The following is a 26,340-nucleotide window of genomic DNA, read 5'->3' as shown; positions in this document are numbered from 1 at the left end:
CGGCGGATTGTCTCGGCCAGGAGTACGCCCTAGCATAGGGCATCCGATGCGACATGACGACTCCCAGATCCCTGCCGATGGCCCAGACCGACCTGCAATCCGCGCTACCTTCGCATACCCCGCCTTCATCCGAAGCTGTCGACGACCTGCCCTTCTCCGGCCTGCGCATCCTGGATATCAGCCAGGGCATCGCAGGCCCCTACTGCGCGCACATCCTCTGGCAGCAAGGCGCCGACGTCATCAAGGTCGATCCGCCTGCTGGCGACTGGGGCCGGCATGTTGGCGTGGTGCGTGGCGAGCACAGTGCGCTGTCGATCGCGTACAACGCCGGCAAGCGCGGCGTCTGCATCGATGCGGCCACCGACGCCGGCAAGGCGTTGTTGTTCGACCTCGCGCTGCGGGCGGATATCGTGGTGCAGAACTTCCGGCCGCAGGTTGCCGAGCGCCTTGGCGTTGGCTACGCCGCGCTGTCCGCGCGCAACCCGGCGCTGGTCTATGTGTCCATCAGCGGCTACGGCGCGCACGGCCCCTATGCCGACCACCCGGCCTCGGACTCCGTGATGCAGGCCGACAGCGGCCTCATGCACACCAACCGCATGGCGGACGGCTCGCCGCGGCGCATCGGCATGCTGCTGGCGGACGCGGCCACTGGCCTGTACGCGGCGCAGGCCGCCGCTGCCGCCTTGTGCAGGCGCTTTCGCAGCGGTGCCGGCGCGCATGTCGAGCTAAGCTTGTTCGACGCCTGCGTGGCGCTGCAGGCCAACAATATCCTCGAGTACGCCATCCAGGGCGCTGTGGCCGCCGGGCCGGTGAGCGCGCCAAATGGCGTCTTTGCCACCAGCGATGGCAGCCTCACCTTGCTGGCGCTCAACAACGCGCAATTCGGCAGGCTCTGCCGCGCGCTGGATCGCCCCGGCTGGGCGCAAGATGCGCGCTTTGCGGACAACGCCAGCCGCATGGCGCACGCGGCCGGGCTGCAGGACGCCGTGGCGGCGGTGCTTGCCGGCAAGAGCACGGCGCACTGGCTCGGCATCCTGCAGGCGCATGACGTCCTTCATGCGCCGGTGCGCAACTACCAGCAAGTGCTCGACCACCCGTTAGCGGCGCCGCAGGGGACCTTCCAGACGGTCGAGCAGGCGGGGCTGGGTGCCTTGCCGTTTGCCGGCATTCCCGCCAAGGGCATGCGGCGGGCGGCCACCGCCGCGCCGCGTGTCGGAGAACACACCGAAGCCGTGCTGCGTGAGTACGGTGTCACCCCGGACAAGCTCGCGCAATGGCTGGAGACGGGCATCGTCAGGCAGGCCAGCCCTCTGGCGGGCAACGCCACCGCTGGAGGCACGGCATGATGCGGGCCCTGCTGTGCGAGCATTTCGGCAAAGCGCAAGACGTTCGCCTTGCCAGCATCCCGCGCCCGGCATTGGCGGATCCGCACGCCGTCACGCTGGCCGTGGAGTACGCAAGCGTCAGCCACGCCACAGGCCTGATGGTGGCAGGCCGCTATCAGACCAAGCCGGCGCTGCCGTTCGTGCCCGGCACCGAGGCGGTCGGCCGCGTGGTGGCTTGCGGCGCAGCTGTCACCCGCCTGCGCCCTGGCGACCGCGTGGCTGCCATTGCCGACTGGGGCTGCTTTGCCGAAGAAGTCACGCTGCCCGAATACACGGTCTACCCCATTCCCGATACGCTCGACGCGCTGCAAGCCCTGCCGATCCCGCTCTCCTACGGCACCGCTTACTGCGGCCTGGTGTGGCGCTGCGCCGTGCAGCCCGGCGACACGGTGCTGGTGCTTGGCGCCGGCGCCGGCGTGGGCCTGGCCGCCGTTGAAATCGCCCATCAGTTGGGCGCGCAGGTGATCGCTTGCGCCAGCACCGATGCGAAACGCGCACAGGCCCTGCGGCGCGGCGCCCAACATGCGCTCGCGCCGGAAGACCTGGCCGCCGCCGTCAAGCGCGTGAGCGGTGGGCGCGGTGCCGACGTGGTGGTGGACCCGGTAGGCGGCGACCTGTTCGACCAGGCGCTGCGCGCGGCGGCCGCCAACGCGCGGATTCTCAGCATCGGCTTTGCCAGCGGCCGCATCCCGCAAGCGCCGCTGAACCTGCTGCTGGTAAAGAACCTGACGCTGCATGGATTTTTCGTAGGCCGCTACATCGGCTGGACGCCCGCCAACGAGCGGGCACAGCATGCCCACGCATTGCAGGCCGTCATGAAGACACTGTGCGGCTGGGCCAGCGAAGGAAAGATCCGACCGACCGTGTCGAAGGTGTACCCGATGAGCGGGCTGGCCGAGGCGCTGGACGCGCTGGAAGCCAGGCAGGTTATCGGCAAAGTCGCAATAAAAATCAAGGAGACTAACGCATGCCAAGCCGATTCAGGGTCCTGAACACACAACACAGTACACAGCCCACCAAGCACCGCCGGTCCGCGTTGCGCCTTGCCCTGCTGGCAACGTTGGCAACCACCGCCCTTGCTGCCTTAGGCGCGTCGCCGGCCCGTGCCGCCGACGATTTCCCGCAGCGCCCGATGCGCATGGTGCTGCCTTACCCACCGGGCGGCCCCACCGACCTGCTGGCGCGCGTGGTGGCGGTCAAGATGGGCGACACGCTTGGCCAGACGGTGGTGATCGACAACAAGCCGGGCGCCAGCGGCATGATCGGCGCGGAAATGGTCGCCAAGGCTGCGCCCGATGGCTACACCATCCTGGCCAACGCCTCGCTGCATGTGATCAACCCGAGCATCTATCCCAAGATGCGCTACGACGCCTTGCGCGACTTTGTGCCCGTCACGCAACTGGCCGATGTGCCACTGGTGCTGGTGGTCAACAACGATTCGCCGGTCAAGACCGTGCAAGACCTGATCGCCTATGCCAAGGCCAAGGGCGGCAGCATCAACTTCGGCTCGGCCGGCAATGCGTCGGCCCAGCAACTGGCGGGCGAGTCCTTCAAATTCGCCGCCAATGTCTCGATGCAGCACGTGCCGTACAAGGGCAGCTCGCCCGCGCTGACCGACCTGATGGGCGGCCAGATCCAGCTGATGTTCGATTCCATGCCATCGGCGATGCCGTTCATCAAGGCCGGCAAGCTGCGCGCCGTGGCCGTCACTACGCTCAAGCGGGCGCGCGCCCTGCCGGACGTGCCCACGGTGGCGGAGTCTGGCTTGCCCGGCTTCAATATCAGCACCTGGTACGGCTTGTGGGCGCCGCGCGCTACGCCAGCGCCGATCGTGGAAAAGCTCGCGGCCCACGCCGCGCAAGCACTGCGCCAGCCCGATGTGCAGCGCCAGTACGCCGACATGGGCGCCGAACCGGTGGGTTCTTCCCCCGCGGAGTTCGCGCGCTACACCGAGGCAGAGGGCAAAAAGTGGGCCGAGATCGTGCGCAAGTCGGGCGCCAAGGCGGATCAATAGCCGTCGATAGCCGTCAATAGCCATCGGTGGCCATCGGTGGCCATCGGTGCGCTGCCGTGGCAAGCGGCAGCACCGATGGACAGATCCGCCCCCCCGGCGGGACAATTGCCACCCCGGTGCCCGCCCCCGCCCCATGAAAACCGTCCCGACGTACTCCCTCTATGGGGTCAACTCCAACGAGCCCCTGCTGGAACAGCTGCATTTCGAGTCGATCCCGGAGCGCAGCGGCGTCAACGACTGGGAAATCAAGCCCCACCGCCACGAACGATTCTTCCAGGTGCTCTACGTGCACCAGGGCGGCGGCCGCGCGCTGCTTGACGACCGCGAGTACCCCTTGGGCGCGCGTACCGTGGTAACGGTGCCGCCGCGTTGCGTGCATGGTTTTCGGTTTACGCCGGACGTGGATGGCATCGTCATTACCATGACCGACCACTACCTGCACACGCTGCTGGCTGGCGTGCCGGATGCGCTACCGCTGTTCGAGCGGCCCTACCATGACCCGTTCGGTGACCCGGCCGGCAGCGAGCGCGATGACGCCACCGTGCTTGCCGGGGCGCTGGAACTGTTCCGTGCGGAGATGAACGCGGTATCGCTGTGGCGCGGTGCTGCCTTGTCGGCTCTGCTGTCCTTGTTGCTGGTTGGCATTGCCCGGCGCGCTTGCGGCGCGGGTGCAACCGGGGCGCAGCCGGCGGGCAGGACCGCACGCCATTTTCAGCAGTTCCAGCAACTGGTAGAGGCGCGTTTCCGGAACCACCAGGATCTGGCGGGCTATGCCGGCACGCTCGGCATCTCGCCCACCCAGCTCAACCGGATCTGCCAGCAGCTTGCCGGCAGGAGCGCGCTGCAGCTGATCCATTCGCGCCTGATCGTGGAGGCGCAGCGCGACCTGCTCTATAGCGATCTCGACATCAAGCAGATCGCCTCGACGCTGGGCTTTGCGGACGCCGCGTATTTCGCGCGCTTCTTTGCCAAGCATGTCGGGCAGACGCCCAGTGCCTTTCGGCAGCATGGGCGGGCGCGCCTGCCGGCGCCGCAAGCCGCGCGCTAGCGTAGTGCTTTACAACGAGAAACTGTCGGAACGCGCCAGCGGCCAGTACTTCTCGTACAACTGGTAGCGGAAATTCCCGTTGATCAGGTCCCCCGGCGAGAGGAACTTGAGCAGCTCGGACATCAGCCGCACTTCGTTGGGCGAGATGCGCCGCACGATATGGTGCGGCTTGAGCTCGCCCGGATGACGCAGGCCCGCTGCCTGCAGGATTTCCAGCAGCGCATGCAGCGTCTGGCGGTGGAAGCTGGCTACGCGATCGGCTTTGTCAGGCACCACGATGGCGCGCTGGCGCACCGGATCCTGCGTGGCCACGCCCACGGGGCAGCGGTCGGTATGGCACTTCTGCGCCTGCACGCACCCGAGCGCGAACATGAAGCCGCGCGCCGAGTTGCACCAGTCGGCGCCGGTGGCCAGCGTGCGCGCCACGTCAAAGGCAGTGATGATCTTGCCACTCGCGCCGACGCGGATCTTGTCGCGCAGGTTCACGCCCACCAGCGTGTTGTGCACCAGCAGCAGCCCTTCCTGCAGCGGCACGCCGATATGGTCGACGAACTCCAGCGGCGCCGCGCCGGTGCCGCCTTCGGCGCCATCCACCACGATGAAGTCCGGCAGGATGCCGGATTCCAGCATGGCTTTGACGATGCCGAAGAATTCCCACGGGTGCCCGATGCAAAGCTTGAACCCGGTCGGCTTGCCGCCGGACAGCGTGCGCAGCCGGTCGACGAACTGCAGCAGGCCCAGCGGCGTGGAGAATTCGCTGTGCGTGGCCGGCGAGATGCAGTCCTCGCCCATGCCGATACCGCGCGTGGCGGCAATCTCCGGCGTCACCTTGGCCGCCGGCAGCACGCCGCCGTGGCCCGGCTTGGCGCCTTGCGAGAGCTTGACCTCGATCATCTTGACCTGCGGCGAGCGCGCCTGCTCGGCGAACTTGTCGGGATCGAAGCCACCGTCCGGGCGGCGGCAGCCGAAGTAGCCGGACGCCACCTCCCAGATCAGGTCGCCGCCTTCGGCACGGTGATACGGCGAGATGGAGCCTTCGCCGGTATCGTGGATAAAACCGCCGAGCTTGGCGCCACGGTTGAGCGAGCGGATCGCATTGCCGGACAACGCGCCAAAGCTCATGGCCGAGACGTTGAAGATCGACAGCGAGTAAGGCTGCGCACGGCCCTCGCCAACGGTTATGCGAAAGTCAGCGCTGGGGATGCGGGTGGGCGCAAGCGAGTGGCTGATCCACTCGTGGCCCGCCAGGCGCACATCGATCTCGGTGCCGAAGGGCCGGCTATCGACCTCGTTCTTGGCACGCTGGTAGACCAGGCTGCGCTGCTGGCGCGAGAACGGCATCTCGTTGGTGTCGTCCTCGATGAAATACTGGCGGATCTCCGGGCGGATGAACTCGAAGAAGAAGCGCAGGTGGCCCCAAATCGGATAGTTGCGCAGGATGGAGTGGCGCGACTGGCCGATGTCATGCAAGCCAACCAGCAGCAGCACAACGGGCACGGCCAGCCATGCCGGGGAAAGCCTGTGACCAGCGGCAAACGCCGCAAGGACCAGCAAAGCAAGCGCGGTCAGCCAGACCGCGCCGTAACGACGAGAAAGCATGGGGACTCCTAAGAGGCCATTTCAAAAAGATTCTGGCGTCGTTGCGCGGCCTTGCCGTACCACTTGTACTGTCTGCGGCCGCGCGCCTAGCCAGAACCGCTTCGCTTCATTTTGAAACGGCCTCTAACTACTTTAGGCCGGCACTTGGCCGGCGACCCCGCGATTATCGCCGTTCCTCGTTACATCGGCTGATACCCGGCTGTTGCGCCCTGCCCGGCGCGCGCCTCCGCCGGCCGCTGCGGGGCTTCGTCAGCCTGTACCGCGGCGACGATCTGCGCAAAGGCGGCATTGGATTCCGGCATTGGCAACAGCATCCACACGTGGAACATGCCCTCGTATTCGTAATAGCGCAGCGGCAAGCCCTGTTCCTGCGCAAGCGCGCGATAAGCGCGGCAGTCCGGCAGCAGGACGTCGTGGGTGCCGATGAACAGCGTGACCGGAGGCAAGCCGCGCAGGCTGCCGTAGATGGGGCTGACCTGTGCAAGCGTGACAGGATCGCCGCCGGCATAGACGCGCCCGCACTCGATGCCGCCGAGCTTCGACAGCATCGGATCGAGCGGTTCGAGCACATCGATGGCCGGGTTGCTGCCAGTGGCATCCAGGAACGGCGACAGCAAGACCAGGCGGCCAGGCAGCGCGCGTCCGGTATCCCGTGCCACTTGCGCCAGCGCGAGCGCCATGCCGCCGCCGGCGGAGTCGCCCATGACGGTCAGGCTGACGGGAGGATTGCCGCGGACCAACTGGTCGTAGAGCGGCAGCAGGCCGGCAAAGACTTCACGATGGGTATGCTCGGGCGCCAGCGGATAGATCGGCACGGTCACGGTGGCGCCGAGCGCGTCCACCAGCTTGCCGATGAAATCCCAGTGCTGGCTGACGATATCGAAGACGTAGCCGCCGCCATGGAGATAGAGGATTTGCCTGCCGCTGTCGTTGCCCCGCGGGCGCACGGTGTAGACCTCGACGCCAGCCACAGGTTCCATGCTCACCGCGTGACGCGCCAGCAAGCGCGCCGTGGGATTCGCGCGGCCGATCTTGCGGCGGCGGCGAATTTCCTCGTGCAGCGCCTGCGCGCTGGAAAAACGCTGTTTGCGCCGGACCAGGCGCAAGGCAAGCCGCCACAGGTCGCACTGGATGCTAGGCATGACGATCTCCCGGAATGGTGCGCCGGCTTCATTGGCGGCCGGCTGAAGAACGACGGAAACTACCAAAACAGCGGGGGAAGCAGGAAAAGCTGGCGCGACAGGCACGGCTGCCCATTTGCCGGATACAAAAAAGGAGCCGGCTAGCGGCTCCTTTTCAAGCTGGAAACAGGGCCCCTGTCAGGCGGCAGCTGCGTCCTTCAGCTTCTTCAGCGGGCGTACCTTGACCTTGACGCTGGCCGGCTTGGCCGGGAACCAACGCTCTTCACCGGAGAACGGGTCCTTGCCGAAGCGCTTCTTCTTGGCCGGTACTTGCTGAGCCGTGACCTTCATCAGGCCGGGCAGCGTGAATTCGCCGGCGCCCTTCTTGTGCAGCGCGCTGACGATGGTGTTTTCCAGATGGGCCAGCACCGTCTTCACGGCCTTGGCTTCCAGCTGGGTCTGTGCTACCAGGTGAGCGACCAGGCTCGACTTGTTGAAGGTGTCCTTCAGCGGGCGCGGGGTCACCGCGGCAGCCGGAGCAGCCTTCTTGGCCGGCGCGGCCTTCTTGGCAGCAGCCTTTACAGGAGCGGCTTTGGTTGCCGGTGCCTTCTTGGCAGCGGTCTTGGTTGCAGTCTTCGCGGTCGGATTCGCTTTGGTCGCCATATCGATAAATATGAGTTGAACAGAATGATGTCGCACGGGATGTGGCATCCGATGTCGCTCGACGCTTCGTCGATCGACTATCGGCGTGCGGCAACGACTGAATCATAGCGGAAACAACGCAACGTCAAGGGGTTTTCGTGTGTGCGAGTGTAAAAACCGGGGTTTTCCCCGGGGTTTTTTGAGGTTTTGTCTCGCGCGACCTGCCGTTGTGTCGCGCGGACGCAGCAGTGGATGCGTCCGCGGACTCTATATACAAGGGGTAAACGCGTGATTTCGTCTTCTTTGCCACGGCGGATGCCGCGCGCGCGCCGACGATTTCAGCCGCCTTCTTGCGCGCACGGCCCCCTCAGCCGCGCAGCTCGCGCCGCAGGATCTTGCCCGTCACCGTCTTCGGCAGCTCGTCGATGATCTCCACCACGCGCGGGTATTTATAGGCTGCCATGCGCTCCTTGCACCAGGCCAGCAGCGCTTGCGGCGTGACGCTGGCCTGCGGTTTCAGGCTGACCACGGCCTTCACCGTCTCGCCGCGATAGGCGTCGGGTATGCCCACCACGGCCGCCTCGCGCACCGCGGGGTGCGTATACAAGACGTCTTCCACCTCGCGCGGCCAGACCTTGTAGCCGGCGGCGACGATCATGTCCTTCTTGCGGTCGACGAGGTAGAACCAGCCTTGCGCGTCCATGAAACCAACATCGCCCGTGTGGAAATAGCCGCCCGCCATGGCCTTTGCCGTCTCTTCCGGCTTGTTCCAGTAGCCCGGCACGATCATCGGCCCGCGCGAAATGATCTCACCGACCTCGCCCACCGGCACCGGCGCGCCCGCATCGTCGCCGATGAAGGCGTCGACATTGAAGGCGGGCACGCCGATCGCCAACGTGCCGGAGGCCGGGTCCACCGGCGCCTCCCGGCCCAGCGGCACCACGTGGGTGGGCGAGTTGGTCTCGGTCAGGCCGTAGCCGTTGTGAATATAGTGTCCAAACTTGGCGCGGAACTGCTCCACCACGCTCGGCGGGATCGGTGCGCCGCCCGAGTAGATCTTGCCCAGCGTGGCGAAATGCGCGCGGGTCGCCTCGGGATGGTTCATCAGCGCGATGAAGACCGTGATCGAGCCGATGGTGAACTCGACCCGCCGGTCGCGGATGGCCTCCAGAATCACGCCCGGCTCGAAACGGCAGGCCAGCACCAGCGGCGCGGCGCAGATGAACGCCGCGGCCACATGGCCCACCAGTCCGGTGATATGAAAGAGCGGCGCCACGCCCAGGATCGGGCCGCCCTGCGCCAAGCCGATCCAGTCGCGGTACACCTGCGCATTGAAAGCAACATTGCCATGGGTGTTCATCGCGCCCTTGGGCACGCCGGTGGTGCCGGAGGTGTACACCAGCATCGCGATATCGTCTGCCGCAAGCTTGACCGGCGCCGGGCGCTGGCCCAGGTACTCTTGCACCAGCGCCAGCAGATCGGGCACGCCCTCGGCGGGCTGGCGCCGCGTCGCGGCAAACAGGCGCGGATCGGCACGCGTCTGGAAATCCAGCTCAGACGTGGTGATCACCGCGGGCAGCGCAAGGGGCGCGGCAGCGTCGCCCTGGCCGCGCCGCTCGGCGTCGAACAGCCCGCTCACCACATCGGCATAGAGCGATTCGTGGCAGATCAGTACTTTCGCGCCGGAGTCGGCCAGCACCAGGCGCAGTTCGCGTGCGCGGTTCATCGGGTTGACCGGCACCGCGATGGCGCCGAGCTTCCAGGCGGCAACCAGCCCGATGACGAACTGCGGCACGTTCTGCAGGTACAGCGCAACCCGCTCGCCGCGCGTGCAGCCGCGCGATGATAGCGCTACCGCGAGCGCGTCCGAGAGCGCATCCACCTCGGCATAGCTGAGCGTGGCGTCGAAGTAGTGGATTGCCGGACTGGCGGGCGCGCGGTCCGCGGCGGCCCGAAAAATGGATAATGCGTCGGTAAATTGCGGGGTGATGGTGTGCGGCTGGCCGGCGTTGTAGCTGGAGAGCCAGGGCTTCTCTTCATAGGGCGTCATGAGGCACCTCGATAGGCACGGCGGGTAGTGTCAAGCATAATGCTTGGCCGAAACGAAGCTGGCGCCGCACAGTGCAAGAGGCCATTGAGGCTTCTCCACCGGACGGCGCCGTGGGCAGGCTTTCTGCCTGGCTTACTTGATGACCACCGGGTTGACCGGCGCGCCGCTGCCGTTCACTACCTTGAGCGGTGCTGCCGTATACAGGAAGGTCCACTGCTGATCGTCCGCGCAGTCCGCGGCGAGCGGGTCCAGCTGGGCGATCTCGGTCAGGGCGACGCCCAGGTTGCGCATCAGCGCATTGTGCAGCGGCAAGGCAACGCCCGAGACCGGGTCCACGGTCACCTCGTTGGCAATCGTGTCGGTGACGAGGTTGGGGATCTCCATGCGATGGAACCACTCGACCAGTTCCGGGCTGTAGGTCAAGCCCGGCTCGACGAACTCACGATAAAACTCAGCCTGGTCGCGCTTGTAGAAGGAGCCGATCCAGCCGGTGCGGATCACCAGGATGTCGTGCTTCTCGATGCGCACGCCCTGCATCTCGGCGGCGGCGAGCAAGTCCAGGTGGGTGAAGGTCTCGCCCGGGGCGAGCACGTCCTTGCCGCGGTGGCGCGCCATGTCGATCAGCACGCCGCGCCCGACCACGCCGCGCTCCGCGATCGGCAGGACGCTGGCTTTTTCCAGGCCGCCGATGGTGGATTTGGCGTCGTAGCCGTTCCACAGCTGATCACCGTACCAGACATGGCCCAGGGCGTCGTACTGGGTCGAGCCCTGCAGGTACATGATCATCATGTCGTCGGCGTACTCGGCCTCGCCGGGGAACTTCGGGCCCTTGCCGCAAAGATAATGGCCCTTGTCCATCACGTTGAGGCGGCGCGCCTGCGAACGCCCGGGCCAGACCGGGTCGCCGGCGGGGTTTCCCATCTGGATCTGCAGGGTGAAGGTCTTGCCGGAGCGCACGGAAGCCACGCCGCGCAGCACCTGCGCCCGGGTGAGATAGTTCAGCGACCCGACCTCGTCATCCGGCCCCCATTTGCCCCAGTTCTTCGGCGCATCGCGCAACAACTCGGCTACCAGCGGGACGTTCTTCGATTCCATGCCATGTCTCCTTTTTGGATTGACCCTGAGGGATCGCACTGTGCCGGTCATGTCCGTGGCGCATGGTTGACCATGCGTGGAGAACATAAATAAGAACGGTCGTGCGTTTTATTGTGAATCGAGTGTAGGACCAGCCACGGGAGCATGTCCAGACATGGAAAACCCGCCGGGGGTTCCAGGGGCCAGCTTCAGCCGTCCAGCCCGAAGGCCAGCAACGGCCCGAGCACCACCGCCCCGAGCACCACCGCCCCGAGCACGATCATGGACGGGCCGCTGTCCATGTGCTTCCTTTCGTGCAGCGAGATCCTTCCACTCACGCGCATCCTGGAGGCGGTGTCGGCGCAGTACACGGGCGATGTGATCGGCGTCAATCCGCGCGCTGATCCGCCGCGCCCATGGCATGTCCGCGCCCGAGCCGGCCTGCGGCCCGGTGCGCCTGAACGCGCGCACGGGCGGCAGGGGCTGCGAGCACGCGCGGGGCGCGCATCGACGCCGGCCCCGCGGCAGGCGAGCTGGCACGCCTGCACAGCGGCCGCGAGATCGATATCCAGGTGGATGGCAACGGGCACTTCGCCGGCGACCGCCAGGACCTGATCGAGATCCTCGGCAACCTGCTCGACAACGCCTGCCAATGGGCGCGCTCGCGCGTTCGCGTCAAGCTCGCGGAGCGCGGCGGCATGCTTGAGGTCACGGTCGAAGACGACGGGCCGGGCATGCAGGCCGAGGCCCGCGAGCTGGCCACGGCACGCTTCGGGCGGCTCGATGAGTCCGCTGCCGGCAGCGGACTGGGCCTGGCCATCGTCAGCGAGATGGCGGCCCTTTATGAGGGTGGGCTGGAGCTAGGCAACAGCGAACTGGGTGGATTGCTGGCTCGCCTGCGCCTGCCGGCTGGCCAGCCGTAAACCAAGAAAAGGCCGGTCGAGCCGGCCCCTTCTCTTTCTCCCGCTACCGCATCGCCCGCGTTAGCAGGCCGCCGTCATCTTGAAGATGCCTTGCGCATTGCCGGCATCGAACGACAGATCCAGCGTGCCGCCAGCGGCCTGCGTCGCGGGCACGAAATCGCGCGTGATGAACTCGTAGAACGAGCCCGGCACGCTGCGCTTGACCACCACGCCGTCGGCGCCGACAAACCCGCGCTCCACCGGATCCGCCTTGAATGCCGTCTGCAGGACCCGCCCGGAGCGCGACACTTCCACCGAATCCTTGATCGGGCGGCCCAGGCTGCGCTGCGCGTCCGCCACGGCACGCACATCCGCCACGCGGTCGGTGGCGTGGTTGAAGGCATTGCCCTCGGTGGAAATCCAGGCCATCTCGGCCGATTCCTTCAGCAGCAATTCATAGTCGGCCAGGGCCGGCTCGGCATGTTGGCGGGCAAAGCAGGCTGCCAGTTGTGGCACCAGGCGCGCCGCATCGGCCATCGGCAGGCTCGCATCGCGCTCCAGCAGGGCCAGTTGCGCGACGGCTTCGTCGCCGAGCGGATCGACGGACTTCGACACCACGCGCGACACGGCAGACTGGAAGCCGGCACTGAAACGCTCGGGATGCAACTCGCTCAGGAAGTACTGGGCGATGTCGTCAGGCAGGTCGGCATGCGTGTAGGAGCGGCCGGTCATGCCAATGCGCTCGAGCGGATAGGTGCCGTTGAGGCGGTAGCCCAGCGGGCCCAGGATGCGCGTGAAGGCGATCTCGCCCGAGGGCAGGCTGCCGCAATCCCACTTCACCGTGCGCAGCGCGCCGTGGTCGAACACCACTTGCCCGCCCGCCTGGATCACGTCGCGGGTATAGGCCATGCCGGTCGGCACGCGCTCGAGAATGCCGGCGAACAGCACCATATTGAGCGCCTGAGCCACTTCGGCACGGCTGGCCTGTTCACTGGCAGAAGACAGCAGTTGCGGGGAAACATTCATCAATTGCAGCAACTCGGCTGCCTGGGTTTCGCCACAAACGGTCTCGAGGAGGCGTTGCAGATTCGGCTTCGTCATGGTCAATACGCTGAAATGTGTTTGTTTTCGGGGGATGGCGGGGGCCGACGGCCTCCGTATGGGGCTTATTGTGCGACTGCGGGAGAGTTCGTACAATTGATAACTTCGCACCAACTTCCTTCCAAAAACGCACTATGCGCAAGGGCATACCCAGCCTCACGGCACTCCAGATGTTCGAGGCCGCGGCGCGCCTGGGCAGCTTTACCCGCGCCGCCGACGAGCTGGCGGTGACGGAGAGCGCGGTTTGCAGGCAGATCGCAGGGCTGGAAGCCCGGCTTGGCGTGCCGCTGTTCCACCGCATCCGCAAGCGCATCGTGCTGACGCCGGCTGGCGGGACCTATGCCGAAGAAGTGCGCGAGCGGCTCGACCAGATCGAGCAGGTGACGCTGGATGTGATGGCCCAGCGCCCGCGCGGGCGCGCCATCGAGTTGGCCATCGGCCCCACCTTTGCCAGCCAGTGGCTGATCCCGCGCCTGCCGCTGCTGGCGCGCGCCCTGCCCGATCTCACGCTGCATCTCTCGGCGCGCACCGAGGCATTCGAGCTCAGTGATACCGCGTTCGACGCGGCCATCTACTACGGCGAAGGGCTGTGGCCGGGCACGCAGGGCGAGCGCATCCTGCAGGAAGGCCCGTCGGTGCCGGTGTGCAGCCCCGCACTGCTGGGGCGCCGCAAGCGCCTGGACCTGGATCAGTTGCTGGAATTGCCGCTGCTGCACCTGAACACCCGCTTGCGCGCCTGGGGCGACTGGCTCGCCGCCGCGGGCGCGGCACTGCCGCCGCAGGCCTTGCGCGGCCCGCGCTATGACCTCTACACCATGCTGGCGCAGGCGGCCGCCGCCGGCATCGGCGTGGCGCTGATTCCACGCATTCTGATCACCGAGGAACTGGCGCAGGGGCGGCTGGTGGTGCCGCTAGCCACGCTGCCGGCGCAGATCGACAATCGCAAGGCCTATTACTTCGTCCACCGGCGCGGCCTGCCTGCCGACGACAAGGTCTTGCAACTGCGCGACTGGCTGCTGGAACACGGCGCGGAACACCGCGCCTAGAAGGCAGGCGCGCCGATGGTCAATGCGCGTGGGCGCTGACAGCCTCGCGGGTGTCCCGCGCCAGGCCCATTGCGAAGGCCACTTCGGCTACCAGGAAGAGCGGCCCGACCAGAAGCCCGGCCAGGTCATCCACAAACGCAGGCTTGCGGCCTTCGTAATAGTGCCCGACAAACTGGATAAGCCAGCCCGCCACGAACAGGCCGATACCCCAAGCCAGCCATGCGCCGGTGGACAGCGCAGCGATGGCGCCGCCGGCGTAGACAAAGCCAGCCAGGATCACCGTCATCGCCAGCCCGAACCCCGCCGACAAGCGCAGGTAGAACAGGCAGGACAGACCATAAACGACCATTGCCGGCGTCAGGTACGCCGGACCGGCATCAAGCGGCATGGCCGGGCGGCCCAGCAGTGTGGTCACGGCCAGCACGATCATGGGAATGCCGATGAAATGGCTGAACACATTGCGCGCGTCGCGGTGATAGGCTGCGTAGTTAGCCAGGTGGTCGATCAGTGTCTTCACAGGGTCTCCTGCCGGGGCGTCGTCGTAGGCGCGTATTTATAGTCGCGTGTTTGCGTCGCGTATTTCTGGCCGCGTATTTGTGTCCGCGTACTGCGGCTACGCGTCGTGGCCGTATATTAATAGGCACCAAGAAGCCCGTCTGTCCGGTTTTTGACAGTCGGCAAGAGCATCGATCAAGGAGACCATCATGCGCCTGGCAACCCGTGGCCAGCAGGAGCCGGCCCTGGATCCGCTGCGCGCCTTGCGCGGCGGGAGCTGGTTTGGCGCCTTGCCGGCGGCCATGCAAGACACCCTGCTGCGGGACGCGGCCACGCGCAGGCTGGCGGCCGGCCAGATGCTGTTTACCCGCGGCAACGCCTTTGACGGCATCTACGGCGTGACTGCCGGCACGGTGCAGGTCGACACCCACAGCGAGTCCGGCAAGGCCGCCTTGATCGGCCTGCTGGGGCCGGGCAGCTGGTTTGGCGAGATCTGCCTGTTCGACGGGCTGGCGCGCACGCACGACGCCCATGCCACCAGCGCGGCCACCGTGCTGCACCTGCAGCGCGACAAGCTCTACGCGATGCTGTCGGCGCATCCCGAATGGTGGCGCGAGTTCGGCAAGCTGCTCGCCGCCAAGACGCGCGAGGCCTTTCATTATGTGGAAGAGGCGCAGTTGCTGCCGCCGCTGGCGCGCACCGGCCGCCGGCTGGTGGCCATTGCCCAGGCCTACGGCGACCTGCCCGGGCTGGAGCGCCGCTCCGTGCATATCCCGCAGGAACAACTCGGGCAGATGCTGGGGCTGTCGCGCCAGACGGTCAACCAGGCCCTGCGCGAGCTCGAAGCGCGCGGGCTGTTGCGGCTGCACTATGCCGACATCGAGTTGATCGACCTGCCGGCCTTGCTGGCGCTGAGCTGACAGCGCCGCCTGCCCGATCCCCGCAAACCTGCGCTGGCAGCGCAAGCCAGACATTCATCGCCATGACCTATCTAGACGACACCCGCCTGCAAGCCTATCTCCGCCGCATCGGCCATCCGGTGCCGAGCCAGCCGGACCTCGCCACGCTCGACAGCCTGATCGCGGCGCAACTGGCGTGGATTCCCTTTGAAAACGTCGACGTGTTGCTGCAGCGCCCGATCAAAATCGGCCTGGATGCGGTGTTCGACAAGCTGGTCGCCAAAGCGCGCGGCGGCTACTGCTTCGAGCAAAACACCTTGCTTGCCGCCGCGCTGCGTGCGCTTGGCTACGTGGTCACGCCGCTGGCTGCGCGGGTGCGCTGGAACGTGCGGGAAGATGTGCCCACCATGCAATCGCACATGCTGCTGCGCGTGGAGGCCGCTCATCGGAGCTATATCGTGGACGTGGGCTTTGGCGGCCCTACGCCGTATCGCGCCATGGCGATGCCGCAGGCGGAGCAAGCCGATCCGTCGTTCCCGTATCGCCTGTCCTGCGTGGCGACGACAGGCGCGGCCTTTCATGTGTACGACCTGGAGGTCAAGACCGCAAGCGCGTGGACCAAGCTCTACCAGTTCGATCTTTCGCCGCAGCAGGCCATCGATTTCGAGCCGCGCAACTGGTACACCTCGACCCATCCCGACAGCCTGTTCCGCAACGCCCTGACCCTGGCGCGCACGCAAGGCGACACCCGGCTGACGCTGATCAACGGCGATTTTGCCGTGCGCGCGGCCGATGGCAGCGTGCAGCGCCAGCAACTGGAGACGCCGGCTGCCATTGTCCAAGCGTTGGGGGATCGCTTCGGGCTGGCGCTGGATCTTGCCACCGAGGCGCAATTGGCCCGGCTATTGCCCACGCTGATCAAGGCGCGCGGCAACGGATAGGCGTTCGCTTCACCAGGGTTCGGGCAGCAGTTCGAGCCCGGCGGCCCCAAGCAGCGCCGGCAGCCCCGCGTCGCCCACCATGTGCAGGGCACCGGCCACGATCAGGGTTGGCACGCGATCCGCGACCAGCGCCTGGATTTTCGGCATCCATTGCTGGTTGCGTGCGTCGACGAGGACGGCCAGCGTGTCCGGCCATTGCGCGCGGCGCTGCGCTAGCAGCGCGCCAAACGGCCCGGCCTGCCCTTGCCGCCACCAGCGCACCATATCCGCCGGCTCCGCCGCGGCCAGTTCCGGCTGCTCGGCAAAGAATGCCAGCATCGATACCTGCTCGGCCAGCGGCACGCATTGCAACATCCGCAGCGCCTCGGTGCCATCCTCCAGCGCATCCGTTGCCCGTCCATCGACAGCGGCGCGCGCCCACAAGAACCGATCGACACCATGCTGCGCCAGGATGCCGTGCCTGGCGGCCACCGCGAACTGCAGATGCATCGCAGCGAACACGGGGCGCAGCCGCTCCAGCTCGGGGCCGGGCAAGCCGAAATCCAGCCAAAGCGCCCGCACCTGTTCAAGCGTAGCCGGCGGCAGATGGCGGCTAAGACTGTCGCCCTGCGGGAAATACGCCGGCGCGAAATCCGGTGCCTGGTCCAGCGCCACCTCGAAGACCACCCGCGCCGAAGCGCGGTAGGCGCGCTCCGCGGCCGGCACCAGTGCAGGCAACGGCGCATCCAGCACGTGGATCGCCCCCAGCAGGTAGACCTCGGTATCCTTGATTTGCCAAAGCATGAAACGCTTTCCTCGTCCTTTGTGGCCTGTTGCAGCCTGTTATGACCTGCTCGCCGTTTGTGGGTGCGGACATCATGCCGCTATCTTGCCGACGTCATGCACCGAATGCATTGCCAACAGAAAATTCTCTGATAAGCCGGGCCGGCCGCCGATTTGCTTGTGGACTGAGCCATGCCTCCCAACCATAATGTACCGGCCGGTAGCACTATGGCACCGACAAGCCCCTGCATGATCCGCTGTGCAGAACACGCCGGGCCGTGCTGCCAAGATGCAGATTCACCAGCGCCTTTCAAAGATCATCTTAAAGATCATCTGGCCTCGCCCCGCGAGGACCAGGACACCAGGAGACACGCATGTCATTGTTCGACCTGACCGGCAAGGTTGCCGTCGTCACCGGCTCTTCACGCGGCATCGGCCGCGCCATCGCTGAGCAGATGGCGGTGCAAGGAGCCAAAGTGGTGATTTCCTCGCGCAAGGCCGAGGCCTGCCAGGAAGTCGTCGATGCCATCAATGCCAGGCATGGCGCCGGCACCGCGATTGCCGTGCCCGCAAATATCTCCTCCAAGGAAGACCTGCAGCGCCTGGTCGACCAGACCAACAGCACGTTCGGCAAGATCGACGTACTGGTCTGCAACGCGGCGTCCAACCCCTATTACGGCCCGATGAGCGGCGTGACCGACGAACAGTTCCGCAAGGTCCTGGACAACAACGTCATCTCCAACCACTGGCTGATCCAGATGGTGGCCCCGCAGATGCTTGAGCGCAAGGACGGCTCGATCATCATCGTGTCGTCCATCGGTGGCCTGCGCGGCTCGCCCACCATCGGCGTGTACAACGTGTCGAAGGCGGCCGACTTCCAGCTGGCGCGTAACCTGGCGGTGGAGTTCGGCCCGAGCAACGTGCGCGTGAACTGCATCGCCCCCGGCCTGATCCGCACCGATTTCGCCAAGGCGCTCTGGGAGGATCCGGAGCGCTACAAGCTGTCGACGCAAGGCGCGCCCCTGCGCCGCATCGGCGAGCCGGTGGAGATTGCCGGCGCCGCGGTGTTCCTGGCCTCCTCGGCCAGTACCTTCATGACCGGCCAGGCCATGGTGGTGGACGGCGGCGTCACGATCTGAGCCGCGCCACGCTCGCTGTTCCCGTTCCGGGCTCGCTCCCGGCCTCAGGTCCAATGCCCGAGGCCTGAGGCCTGAGCCGGGGCACTTCGTGCCCGCATGCAGCGCCCGCTTCACCGCGCCGGCGCTGCATGCGGGCAGGCTTGCGCGCCGGCCTGCCAGAGCGTTGCCCATCCTGCCATGCAGTCAGGGAGGCACCGATGTCGAACAACCCGCAATCCGCTACGACCTGGCCAGCAATCAGCCTGGCCGAGGCCCATGCCCGCCTTACCGCGCCCGGCGCCCCTTTCGAAACCGAAACGCGCGTGATCCGGGGCATTGCCACCGTCGTCTGGAAAAACGCGCCGCCCACGCTGCGCGACCTGTTCCTGCAAGCCCGCGCGTTGGGCGACAAGACCTTTGTCGTCTATGAGGACGAACGTGTCTCGTACGATGCGTTCGCCCGCGCCGCGCTCACCATCGCGCATGCGCTGATCCGAGATGGCGTGACCAAGGGCGACCGCGTGGCGCTGGCCATGCGCAACCTGCCGGAATGGCCGGCCGTCTTCTACGGCGCCTTGCTGACAGGCGCCATTGTCACGCCGCTCAACGCCTGGTGGACCGGGGCGGAACTGGAGTACGGCCTGGCCGACTCCGGCAGCAAGATCGCCATCGTTGACGATGAACGCCTGGGCCGCATCATCGAGCACCTGCCAGGCTGCCCCGCGCTGGAAAAAATCTACGTCAGCCGCGCCAATGCGCCAGCCAGCGACGCGCGCATCAGCCAGCTGGAGAGCCTGATCGGCACGCCGGACCAATGGGCATCACTGCCCGCACTACCGGTACCCGTTGTGGCCATCGACGCCGACGACGACGCCACCATCTTTTATACGTCAGGCACCACCGGCAAGCCCAAGGGCGCGCTCGGCACCCACCGCAACGCCACCAATGTGGCCGTGGCCGCCGCGTTCAGCCCGATGCGCAATTGCCTGCGCCGCGGCGAGACGATTCCCGCGCCAGATCCGGGCGCGCCGCAAAAAGGCATGCTGCTATCGGTGCCGTTCTTTCACGTTACCGGTTGCATGGCGGTGCTCAACGGCGCGCTGGCCAGCGGCACCAAGATCGTGCTGATGCGCCGCTGGGACGCCGTGCGTGCCATGGGCCTGATCGAGCGCGAGCGTTGCACGGCTGCCGGCGGCGTGCCCACCATCGCCTGGCAGATCATCGAGCACCCGGAGCGCGAGCGCTTCGACCTGTCGTCGCTGGAAAACGTCAACTACGGTGGCGCGCCCGCTTCGGCCGAACTGGTGCGCCGCATCAAGGAAGTGTTCCCGCATTCGGCCCCCGGCATTGGCTGGGGCATGACCGAGACCTCGGCCACCTTCACCAGCCACAGTGCGGAGGAGTATGTGGAGCGCCCCGAAAGCGGCGGCCCGGCCTTGCCCATCGGCGAGATGAAGGTGGTGGACGGGCGCGGACACAGCTTGCCCACCGGCGAGACCGGCGAACTCATGGTGCGCGGCGCCAATGTGGTGCGCGGCTACTGGAACAAGCCGGAAGCCACCGCGCAAACATTCATCGACGGCTGGCTCAAGACCGGCGATATCGCGCGGCTGGACGAGGAAGGCTTTGTCTATATTGTCGACCGCATGAAGGATATGTTGATCCGCGGCGGCGAGAACATCTACAGCATCGAGGTGGAAAGCGCGCTGTACGATCACCCCGCCATCATGGATGCGGCACTGGTCGGCATCCCCCACCGCACGCTGGGCGAAGAGCCCGCGGCCGTGGTCAGCCTGAAGCCCGGCGCGCAAGCCACCGAGGCGGAATTGCAGGCGTTCGTGGGCGAGCGGCTGGCGGCCTTCAAGGTGCCGGTGCGGATCGTGTTCTGCCCCGACATGCTGCCGCGCAATGCCAACGGCAAGATCCTGAAATCGACACTGCGCAAGATGTTCGACGCCTGAACCCGCGCGCTGGACAGGGTCAGGATCACCCAGGCGGCCGTGAACGGGAGCACCGCCGCTTGCTCGCCGGTACCACGCCGGTCCGACGGCGATCACGGGAACAACCAACAGATGCGGATGCAGATGCAAGCAAATTCATTCACCAGACCTTTCCTGCCCTCCGGCAAGCGGCTCGCGGGCTTGTCCGTGCTGGGCACTGCCTTGCTCCTCGCGGGCTGTGCCAGCCAGGGCCAGGGCAGCGCCGCTGCGCCGGTGCCGGAGATACGGCCGGGCATTCTCGCCGGCTACCTGCCGGCGGACGCACGGCCCGATAGCCTCGCCCTGGTGCCACCGCCGCCCGCGCCCGGCTCCGCGGCGCAAGCCCTGGACGACGAGATCGCGCGCGCCAACCAGGCCCAGCGAGGCACGGCACGCTACCGCCAGGCAGCCGTCGATGCCAACCTGAAATTCCCGCAGGCCGCGGGGGTTTTCTCGTGCGCGCTGGATGCGCCGATATCGCAGGAGCAAACACCCCGGCTCTACCTGCTGCTGCGCCGGACCCTGGCCGATGCGGGACTATCGACGTACGGCGTGAAGAACAAATATGCGCGCGCCCGGCCGTTCGTGGCCAACCAGCAGCCGAGTTGCACGCCCGCCGAGGAAGCCATGCTTTCCAAGGACGGCTCCTACCCTTCGGGGCATAACGCCATTGGCTGGGCGTGGGCGTTGATCCTGGCGGAAATCGCGCCGCAACAGTCCAATGTGATCCTGGCACGCGGGCTGGCCTATGGGCAAAGCCGGCTGGTCTGCAATGTGCATTGGCAAAGCGATGCGACGCAGGGCCGCATCATGGGCGCGGCTACCGTGGCGCGGCTGCATGCAGACCCCACCTTCCTCGCAGATCTTGCGGCAGCCAAAGCGGAAGTTGCGCAAGCCCGTGCCAACGGGCTGCGGCCGGCCGGCGACTGCCGCGCTGAAAGCGAGGCGCTGGCGATCAAATAGCTGGAGACGCCAGGTTCAGCCCCGCCCGACGAAGGGCATCTTGGTGGCCATCACGGTCATGAACTGCACATTGGCATCCAGCGGCAGGTTGGCCATGTGCACCACCGAGCTGGCCACATGCGCCACGTCCATCAGCGGCTCCGGCGCGATCTCGCCGTTGGCTTGCGGCACGCCGCGCGCCATGCGCGAAGCCATATCGGTGGCAGCATTGCCGATATCGATCTGCCCGCAGGCGATGTCAAAGGCCCGGCCATCCAGCGAAAGGCTCTTGGTCAGCCCGGTAATGGCGTGCTTGGTCGCCGTGTACGGCACCGTGTTGGGACGCGGCGCGTGCGCCGAGATCGAGCCGTTGTTGATGATGCGGCCGCCGCGCGGGCTCTGCGACTTCATCAGCGCGAAGGCGGCGCGCGAGCACAGGAACACGCCGGTCAGGTTGGTGTCCAGCACCGCCTTCCATTGCGCAACAGAGAGTTCATCGATCGACACCGCCGGCGCATTGATGCCGGCGTTATTGAACAGCACGTCGAGCCGGCCGAAATGCTCGCGAACCTGGGCAAAGAGCCGCTCCACCGAATCCGGATCGCTGACGTCGCATTGCACCGCCAGCGCCGTATGGCCCTCGGCCCTGGCTTGCACGGCCAGCGCTTCGAGCGGCTCGGCGGTACGTCCGGCAAACACCACCCGATAGCCTGCCACCAGCAGCGCCTGTGCCACCGCCTTGCCGATGCCGCGGGCCGCGCCCGTTACCAGCGCAACCTTGCCTTGCTCACTCATGCTGTCTTCTCCGGACTGGATTGTTGAATGGATCGTGGATCGTGGATTGGGAAACGGATGCCTACTTGACCGGAATCGGCGTGGCCGCCGCCACCGGCACCGCGGTCACGCTATTCTGCGGGCTGCCGGACACGATGCGGTCCGAGTAGGTCAGGTAGACCAGGGTATTGCGCTTGCGGTCGACCGTGCGCACCACATGCAGGGTCTTGAACAGGATCGACATGCGCTCGGAGAACACATTGTCCTGCTGGCGCAGCGGCCCCTTGAACGTGATCGGCCCTACCTGGCGGCAGGCGATGGAGCTCTCCGGCGGGTCTTCGGCCATGCCCAGCGAGCCCTTGATGCCCCCGGTGCGGGCACGCGACACGTAGCAGGTCACGCCTTCGACCTGCGGATCGTCATAGGCTTCGATCACGACTTTGTCGGAGCCGGTCATGCGAAAATTGGTGCTCACGCTGCCGATTTCCTCGGCATGCGCGGCCGGCGCCAGCAGCGCAAGCGCCGCCAGAAGGCCGGTCAGCGGCCACAGCGGCCCGCGGCAAACACGCCGGGAACGCCCGCATTGCATGGCCATGCTCCCCACCTCAGGACACCGTGCCGGTGATTTCATCGTGCCGTTTTTCCATTTCCTGGCGCAGCTGGCGGCGCAGCTGGGCCGCGGCAAAGCGCTGGCGCTCGACTTCGTCGCGGGGCACCAGCGGCGGCACTTCGGCGGGCGCGCCGTTGTCGTCCACCGCCACCATGGTGAAGTAGCAACTGTTGGTATGGCGAACCAGCTTGCTGCGGATATTCTCCGTGATGACCTTGATGCCGATTTCCATCGAGCTGCGGCCGGTGAAGTTGACTGCCGCCAGGAACGTCACCAGCTCACCCACGTGGATGGGCTGGCGAAACACGACCTGGTCGACCGACAACGTGACCACGTAGCGCCCGGCATAGCGGCTGGCACAGGCGTAGGCCACCATGTCGAGGTACTTGAGGATGGTGCCGCCGTGCACATTGCCGGAGAAATTAGCCATGTCCGGCGTCATCAGCACGGTCATGGAAAGCTGGTGGGACAGGTCATTCATGATGAAAATCCGGAGTCTGGAAGCGGCCGGGCCGACCCGCGGCGCAGGTCGAAAGGCTGGCGCCGACGATCGGCAGTTTAACCCGGAACGATCGTCCTGCCCTGCCCCCGAGCACGTCGAAAAGCACCCAGGCAACAATAAAAAAGCGGCCCAACGGGCCGCCTTCCTGTTTGCGCCCGGGGCGCGGACTGCTTATTTCTTCTTGTTCACAGCGTCCTTGAACCCTTGGCCGGCAGAGAACTTGACCGTCTTGGCGGCCGGAATCTTGATGGTCTCGCCAGTACGCGGATTGCGTCCGGTACGTGCAGCGCGCTTGCCGGAGCTGAAGCTGCCGAAGCCCACCAGCGTTACCGAATCACCCTTGGCAACCGCCTTCTTAATGTTGTCCAGAGCGGCATTCAGCGCGCGCTCTGCTGCAGCATTGCTCAGTTCCGCGTCAGCGGCGATGGCAGATACCAGTTCACCTTTATTCATGGCTGATTTCCCTAGTTGGTCGTCTTGATCGGAGTGTCTGCCACGCGGCAAATTACCGATCGGCGCAGTCTAATCCGCGCTTTACGCATTGGGCAATCCCCAGTGGCACCAATGCAACGAAAAAAGCCGCAAATCCTTGAGTCAAGCGCCTTTGCGGGGAATTTACCCCTCCTTTTCCGTGCTTTCAAATGCGGCCAGCGAGGGTAATGGTCATTCGAACGCCCGTACGTGATGACAGGCATCGCTTGACAAGGTCAGACCTGCGCAGTGTGCGCCTTGCTGCCGTCGAAACCGCCCGGACGGCTTGGTCGGCGGCATCCCAATGGCGTTGGACGGACGCGCCTGCACGACCCATCATGGTGCACAGAACCCGCCAGCGCGCGCCCCAAATAGGGGCATTGCCTCATTTTGGCGCAGCCTCCATATGCCGCGCATCCCCGGCGCATGTCGCTCGGCGTCAGGTTACAGCCCCTCAATCCCTGCGCCACCCCCTTCGAGCGCGACAAATCGGTGCAAAACCCACCAACACGGTGCAGATCCCGGCCAGTGATGCCCCAGACTGGTACGTTTTTTGCGTACATGTGCTCCCATTTTGCGCATAGAGGATTGTATGGACAAATGGAAGAGCGGCACCGATGCCCTGTTCATCTTGCTAGGGGCGATCATGGTGCTCGCCATGCACGCGGGCTTTGCGTTCCTGGAGCTGGGCACAGTGCGCAAGAAGAACCAGGTCAACGCACTGGTCAAGATATTGGTGGATTTTGCGGTTTCCACGATCGCCTATTTCTTTATTGGCTACACCGTAGCCTATGGGGTCGAGTTCTTCACCAGCGCCCAGACACTGGCGGAAAGGAGCGGCTATGAGCTGGTGAAATTCTTTTTCCTGGCAACGTTTGCCGCCGCCATACCAGCGATTATTTCTGGCGGAATTGCCGAGCGCTCGCGCTTCAACCCGCAACTGGTGGCCACCTTTGTGCTGGTGGGCCTGGTCTACCCCTTCTTCGAGGGCATTGCCTGGAACAACCGCTTTGGCGTGCAGGACTGGATCGCCTCGATCGCCGGCGTGCCGTTCCACGACTTCGCCGGCTCCGTCGTGGTCCACGCCATGGGCGGCTGGATCGCGCTTCCCGCCATCTTGTTGCTGGGCGCGCGCCGCGGCCGCTACCAGAAAGACGGCCGCATCAGCGCGCACCCGCCCTCGAACATCCCGTTCCTGGCGCTGGGCGCGTGGGTGCTGGCGGTAGGCTGGTTCGGTTTCAATGTCATGAGCGCGCAAACCGTCGACAAGATCAGCGGGCTGGTGGCCATCAACTCCCTGATGGCCATGGCCGGCGGCACGCTGGCCGCCTGGGCAGCCGGCCGCAACGACCCCGGCTTTGCCTACAATGGCCCGCTGGCCGGGCTGGTGGCGGTCTGCGCCGGCTCCGACCTGATGCACCCGCTGGGCGCGCTGGTCACCGGCGCCATCGCCGGCGCGCTGTTCGTCTACCTGTTCACGCTGGCCCAGAACAAGTGGCATATCGACGATGTGCTGGGCGTCTGGCCGCTGCATGGGCTGTGCGGCGCGTGGGGCGGCATTGCCGCCGGCATCTTTGGCAACCAGGCGCTGGGTGGCATTGGCGGCGTTTCGCTCGGCGCGCAATGCATCGGCACCCTGCTTGGCATCGCGATCGCCCTAGTGGGAGGCACCGTGGTTTACGGCACGCTCAAGAAGGTCGTGGGCATCCGGCTTGACGCTGAATCGGAATACAACGGCGCGGACCTGTCGCTGCATCGCATCTCCGCCACGCCGGAACGCGAAACCAACTGGTAAGGCACGGCGCAAAGGGGATTCACGCCCTTGCGCCACGCCCGCCCCACGCTCCAACGACCCATGGCCGCGAGTGGCGCGTAGCGCCCTGCGCGGCCATTTTGTGCTTGAACTTCCGCTCGCCGCGTAGCAATAATGCCTTGCCAGCCTTCGCGCCCCGCCCCTGACGCGTCCAGGCAGCCGCTGCAAGATGTTCGTTGCCTGTGTACCTGCTGAGCCAGCAAGGGAGAAACGCGATGGATGCTACAACGCTGCAGAAGTATCAGGATGTCGTCGTCACCTATGCGACTGAAGTCGGGTTCAAAGTTCTCGCCGCCCTCGTCTTCTGGGTGGTTGGCCGGTGGCTGATCCACGTCGTGGTGCGCATGGTGCAGGGGTCCCTGACCAAGCAAAAGGTCGACCCGACCTTGCTGCGGTATGTCGGCTCCATCGTCACGGTGACCCTGAATATCGTGCTGATCATCGGGATACTGGGTTACTTCGGCATCCAGACCACCAGCTTTGCCGCGCTGATCGCGGCGGCCGGCATCGCCATCGGCATGGCGTGGTCGGGGCTGATGTCCAACTTCGCGGCAGGCGCCTTCCTGGTGGTGCTGCGGCCCTTCAAGGTCGGGGATTTCGTCACGGTAGGCGGGATCACCGGCACCGTCAGGGAGATCGGCCTGTTTGCCACCACGCTGGACACACCAGACAACGTCCTGACCGTGGTCGGCAACAACAAGATCTTTGCGGACACGATCCAGAACTTCAGCGCCAACCCGTACCGCCGGGTCGAGCTAAAAGCCCAGTTGGCCGGCAGCACCGACGTGGCGGCGGCCGCCAGCCTGCTCAAGGAGCGGCTGGCCGCGCTGCCCAACGTTCTGGCCGAACCGCCGCCAGATGTCGAGATTCTCGAGTTCACCCTGGTGGGACCGGTGCTCGCGGTACGTCCGTACTGCCATACCGATCATTACTGGCAGGTGTATTTCGATAGCAACCGGGTGATCCGCGAGAGCTTTGGCGAGGCCGGCTTCGCCGCCCCAATGCCAGCCCAGCTTGTCGTGCTGCAAAACGGCGCAGCCGCTTAACCGTGT

General features: G+C 66.0%; 26 protein-coding genes. 13 read left to right on the top strand and 13 right to left on the bottom strand.

The annotated features are described in order from the left end of the window. The first annotated feature begins 77 nt into the window (after positions 1-77). From RR42_RS29070 to RR42_RS29055, 4 genes are all read left to right on the top strand, one after another. Positions 78-1,346: a CaiB/BaiF CoA transferase family protein gene (locus RR42_RS29070; protein WP_082055140.1), complete on the top strand. Its 1,269-nt coding sequence runs from the start codon at positions 78-80 to the stop codon at positions 1,344-1,346. After that, complete coding sequence (locus tag RR42_RS29065; protein ID WP_043358154.1) at positions 1,346-2,377, top strand: NADPH:quinone oxidoreductase family protein; 1,032 nt, start codon at positions 1,346-1,348, stop codon at positions 2,375-2,377. Before RR42_RS29070 ends, RR42_RS29065 begins: the two co-directional genes overlap by 1 nt. Then, the gene (locus RR42_RS29060; protein WP_082055139.1) at positions 2,353-3,399 is read left to right on the top strand and encodes a tripartite tricarboxylate transporter substrate binding protein; all 1,047 of its coding nucleotides are present in this window, start codon (positions 2,353-2,355) and stop codon (positions 3,397-3,399) included. The genes RR42_RS29065 and RR42_RS29060 overlap by 25 nt, the downstream gene beginning before the upstream one ends. Before the next feature lie 133 nt (positions 3,400-3,532). Further along, positions 3,533-4,447 (top strand): helix-turn-helix domain-containing protein, encoded by a 915-nt coding sequence (locus tag RR42_RS29055; protein ID WP_043355081.1) that lies wholly within the window; start codon positions 3,533-3,535, stop codon positions 4,445-4,447. A 9-nt stretch (positions 4,448-4,456) separates the two neighbouring features. Here RR42_RS29055 and RR42_RS29050 read toward each other — a convergent pair whose 3' ends face one another. The 6 genes from RR42_RS29050 to RR42_RS40560 form a co-directional block, all read right to left on the bottom strand. Continuing rightward, entirely contained in the window at positions 4,457-6,046 is a 1,590-nt protein-coding gene (locus RR42_RS29050) for an FMN-binding glutamate synthase family protein (protein ID WP_043355079.1), read from the bottom strand. Between the two features lie 179 nt (positions 6,047-6,225). Then, the gene (locus RR42_RS29045) at positions 6,226-7,188 is read right to left on the bottom strand and encodes an alpha/beta hydrolase fold domain-containing protein (protein ID WP_043355078.1); all 963 of its coding nucleotides are present in this window, start codon (positions 7,186-7,188) and stop codon (positions 6,226-6,228) included. A gap of 177 nt (positions 7,189-7,365) precedes the next feature. After that, complete coding sequence (locus tag RR42_RS29040; RefSeq protein WP_043355077.1) at positions 7,366-7,830, bottom strand: HU family DNA-binding protein; 465 nt, start codon at positions 7,828-7,830, stop codon at positions 7,366-7,368. Positions 7,831-8,176: 346 nt separating this feature from the next. Continuing rightward, a complete protein-coding gene (locus RR42_RS29035; RefSeq protein WP_043355074.1) occupies positions 8,177-9,859 on the bottom strand; it encodes a class I adenylate-forming enzyme family protein in 1,683 nt (560 codons plus the stop codon). A 132-nt stretch (positions 9,860-9,991) separates the two neighbouring features. Then, positions 9,992-10,954, bottom strand: a complete 963-nt coding sequence (locus tag RR42_RS29030; protein WP_043355072.1) for a cyclase family protein — start codon at positions 10,952-10,954, stop codon at positions 9,992-9,994. A 188-nt stretch (positions 10,955-11,142) separates the two neighbouring features. Further along, entirely contained in the window at positions 11,143-11,325 is a 183-nt protein-coding gene (locus RR42_RS40560) for a hypothetical protein (RefSeq protein ID WP_043355071.1), read from the bottom strand. A 180-nt stretch (positions 11,326-11,505) separates the two neighbouring features. Here RR42_RS40560 and RR42_RS29020 point away from each other — a divergent pair, with 180 nt between their 5' ends. Next, entirely contained in the window at positions 11,506-11,856 is a 351-nt protein-coding gene (locus tag RR42_RS29020; RefSeq protein ID WP_043355070.1) for an ATP-binding protein, read from the top strand. Positions 11,857-11,916: 60 nt separating this feature from the next. On the opposite strand, the gene RR42_RS29015 is transcribed toward RR42_RS29020, so the two are convergent. Then, complete coding sequence (locus RR42_RS29015; RefSeq protein ID WP_043355068.1) at positions 11,917-12,936, bottom strand: DUF1338 domain-containing protein; 1,020 nt, start codon at positions 12,934-12,936, stop codon at positions 11,917-11,919. A 134-nt stretch (positions 12,937-13,070) separates the two neighbouring features. Here RR42_RS29015 and RR42_RS29010 point away from each other — a divergent pair, with 134 nt between their 5' ends. Further along, positions 13,071-13,982, top strand: a complete 912-nt coding sequence (locus RR42_RS29010) for a LysR substrate-binding domain-containing protein (protein ID WP_043355065.1) — start codon at positions 13,071-13,073, stop codon at positions 13,980-13,982. 19 nt (positions 13,983-14,001) lie between these two features. Here the strand turns inward: RR42_RS29010 and RR42_RS29005 are convergent, their stop codons facing one another. Then, positions 14,002-14,499, bottom strand: a complete 498-nt coding sequence (locus tag RR42_RS29005) for a DUF962 domain-containing protein (protein WP_043355063.1) — start codon at positions 14,497-14,499, stop codon at positions 14,002-14,004. 187 nt (positions 14,500-14,686) lie between these two features. Between RR42_RS29005 and RR42_RS29000 the strand changes: the two genes are divergently transcribed. Further along, complete coding sequence (locus RR42_RS29000; protein ID WP_043355061.1) at positions 14,687-15,397, top strand: Crp/Fnr family transcriptional regulator; 711 nt, start codon at positions 14,687-14,689, stop codon at positions 15,395-15,397. Positions 15,398-15,459: 62 nt separating this feature from the next. After that, complete coding sequence (locus tag RR42_RS28995) at positions 15,460-16,317, top strand: arylamine N-acetyltransferase family protein (protein WP_043355058.1); 858 nt, start codon at positions 15,460-15,462, stop codon at positions 16,315-16,317. A 9-nt stretch (positions 16,318-16,326) separates the two neighbouring features. Here the strand turns inward: RR42_RS28995 and RR42_RS28990 are convergent, their stop codons facing one another. Further along, positions 16,327-17,100: a TraB/GumN family protein gene (locus RR42_RS28990; protein WP_043355056.1), complete on the bottom strand. Its 774-nt coding sequence runs from the start codon at positions 17,098-17,100 to the stop codon at positions 16,327-16,329. Between the two features lie 353 nt (positions 17,101-17,453). On the opposite strand from RR42_RS28990, the gene RR42_RS28985 reads away from it, so the two are divergent. From RR42_RS28985 to RR42_RS28975, 3 genes are all read left to right on the top strand, one after another. After that, positions 17,454-18,218 (top strand): SDR family oxidoreductase, encoded by a 765-nt coding sequence (locus tag RR42_RS28985; protein ID WP_043355055.1) that lies wholly within the window; start codon positions 17,454-17,456, stop codon positions 18,216-18,218. Between the two features lie 197 nt (positions 18,219-18,415). Then, on the top strand, positions 18,416-20,158 hold the full coding sequence (locus RR42_RS28980) for a class I adenylate-forming enzyme family protein (RefSeq protein WP_043355053.1): 1,743 nt from the start codon (positions 18,416-18,418) through the stop codon (positions 20,156-20,158). Positions 20,159-20,281: 123 nt separating this feature from the next. Next, entirely contained in the window at positions 20,282-21,139 is an 858-nt protein-coding gene (locus RR42_RS28975; protein WP_236702223.1) for an acid phosphatase, read from the top strand. Between the two features lie 15 nt (positions 21,140-21,154). Here RR42_RS28975 and RR42_RS28970 read toward each other — a convergent pair whose 3' ends face one another. From RR42_RS28970 to RR42_RS28955, 4 genes are all read right to left on the bottom strand, one after another. Continuing rightward, a complete protein-coding gene (locus RR42_RS28970) occupies positions 21,155-21,913 on the bottom strand; it encodes an SDR family oxidoreductase (protein WP_043355052.1) in 759 nt (252 codons plus the stop codon). Positions 21,914-21,974: 61 nt separating this feature from the next. Next, the gene (locus RR42_RS28965) at positions 21,975-22,487 is read right to left on the bottom strand and encodes a CreA family protein (protein ID WP_419188916.1); all 513 of its coding nucleotides are present in this window, start codon (positions 22,485-22,487) and stop codon (positions 21,975-21,977) included. Positions 22,488-22,497: 10 nt separating this feature from the next. Beyond that, positions 22,498-22,983: an acyl-CoA thioesterase gene (locus RR42_RS28960; RefSeq protein ID WP_043355051.1), complete on the bottom strand. Its 486-nt coding sequence runs from the start codon at positions 22,981-22,983 to the stop codon at positions 22,498-22,500. 192 nt (positions 22,984-23,175) lie between these two features. After that, positions 23,176-23,457: an HU family DNA-binding protein gene (locus tag RR42_RS28955; RefSeq protein ID WP_017226623.1), complete on the bottom strand. Its 282-nt coding sequence runs from the start codon at positions 23,455-23,457 to the stop codon at positions 23,176-23,178. Between the two features lie 610 nt (positions 23,458-24,067). On the opposite strand from RR42_RS28955, the gene RR42_RS28950 reads away from it, so the two are divergent. Together RR42_RS28950 and RR42_RS28945 are read left to right on the top strand one after the other, a co-directional pair. Beyond that, the gene (locus RR42_RS28950; protein WP_043355047.1) at positions 24,068-25,270 is read left to right on the top strand and encodes an ammonium transporter; all 1,203 of its coding nucleotides are present in this window, start codon (positions 24,068-24,070) and stop codon (positions 25,268-25,270) included. Positions 25,271-25,503: 233 nt separating this feature from the next. Beyond that, a complete protein-coding gene (locus RR42_RS28945) occupies positions 25,504-26,334 on the top strand; it encodes a mechanosensitive ion channel family protein (protein WP_043355045.1) in 831 nt (276 codons plus the stop codon). The last annotated feature ends 6 nt before the right edge of the window (positions 26,335-26,340 follow it).

Source organism: Cupriavidus basilensis, from assembly GCF_000832305.1.
Classification (GTDB): domain Bacteria; phylum Pseudomonadota; class Gammaproteobacteria; order Burkholderiales; family Burkholderiaceae; genus Cupriavidus; species Cupriavidus basilensis_F.
The sequence above is the reverse complement of the archived record's forward strand: the minus strand, read 5'-3'. Positions and strand labels throughout refer to the sequence as shown.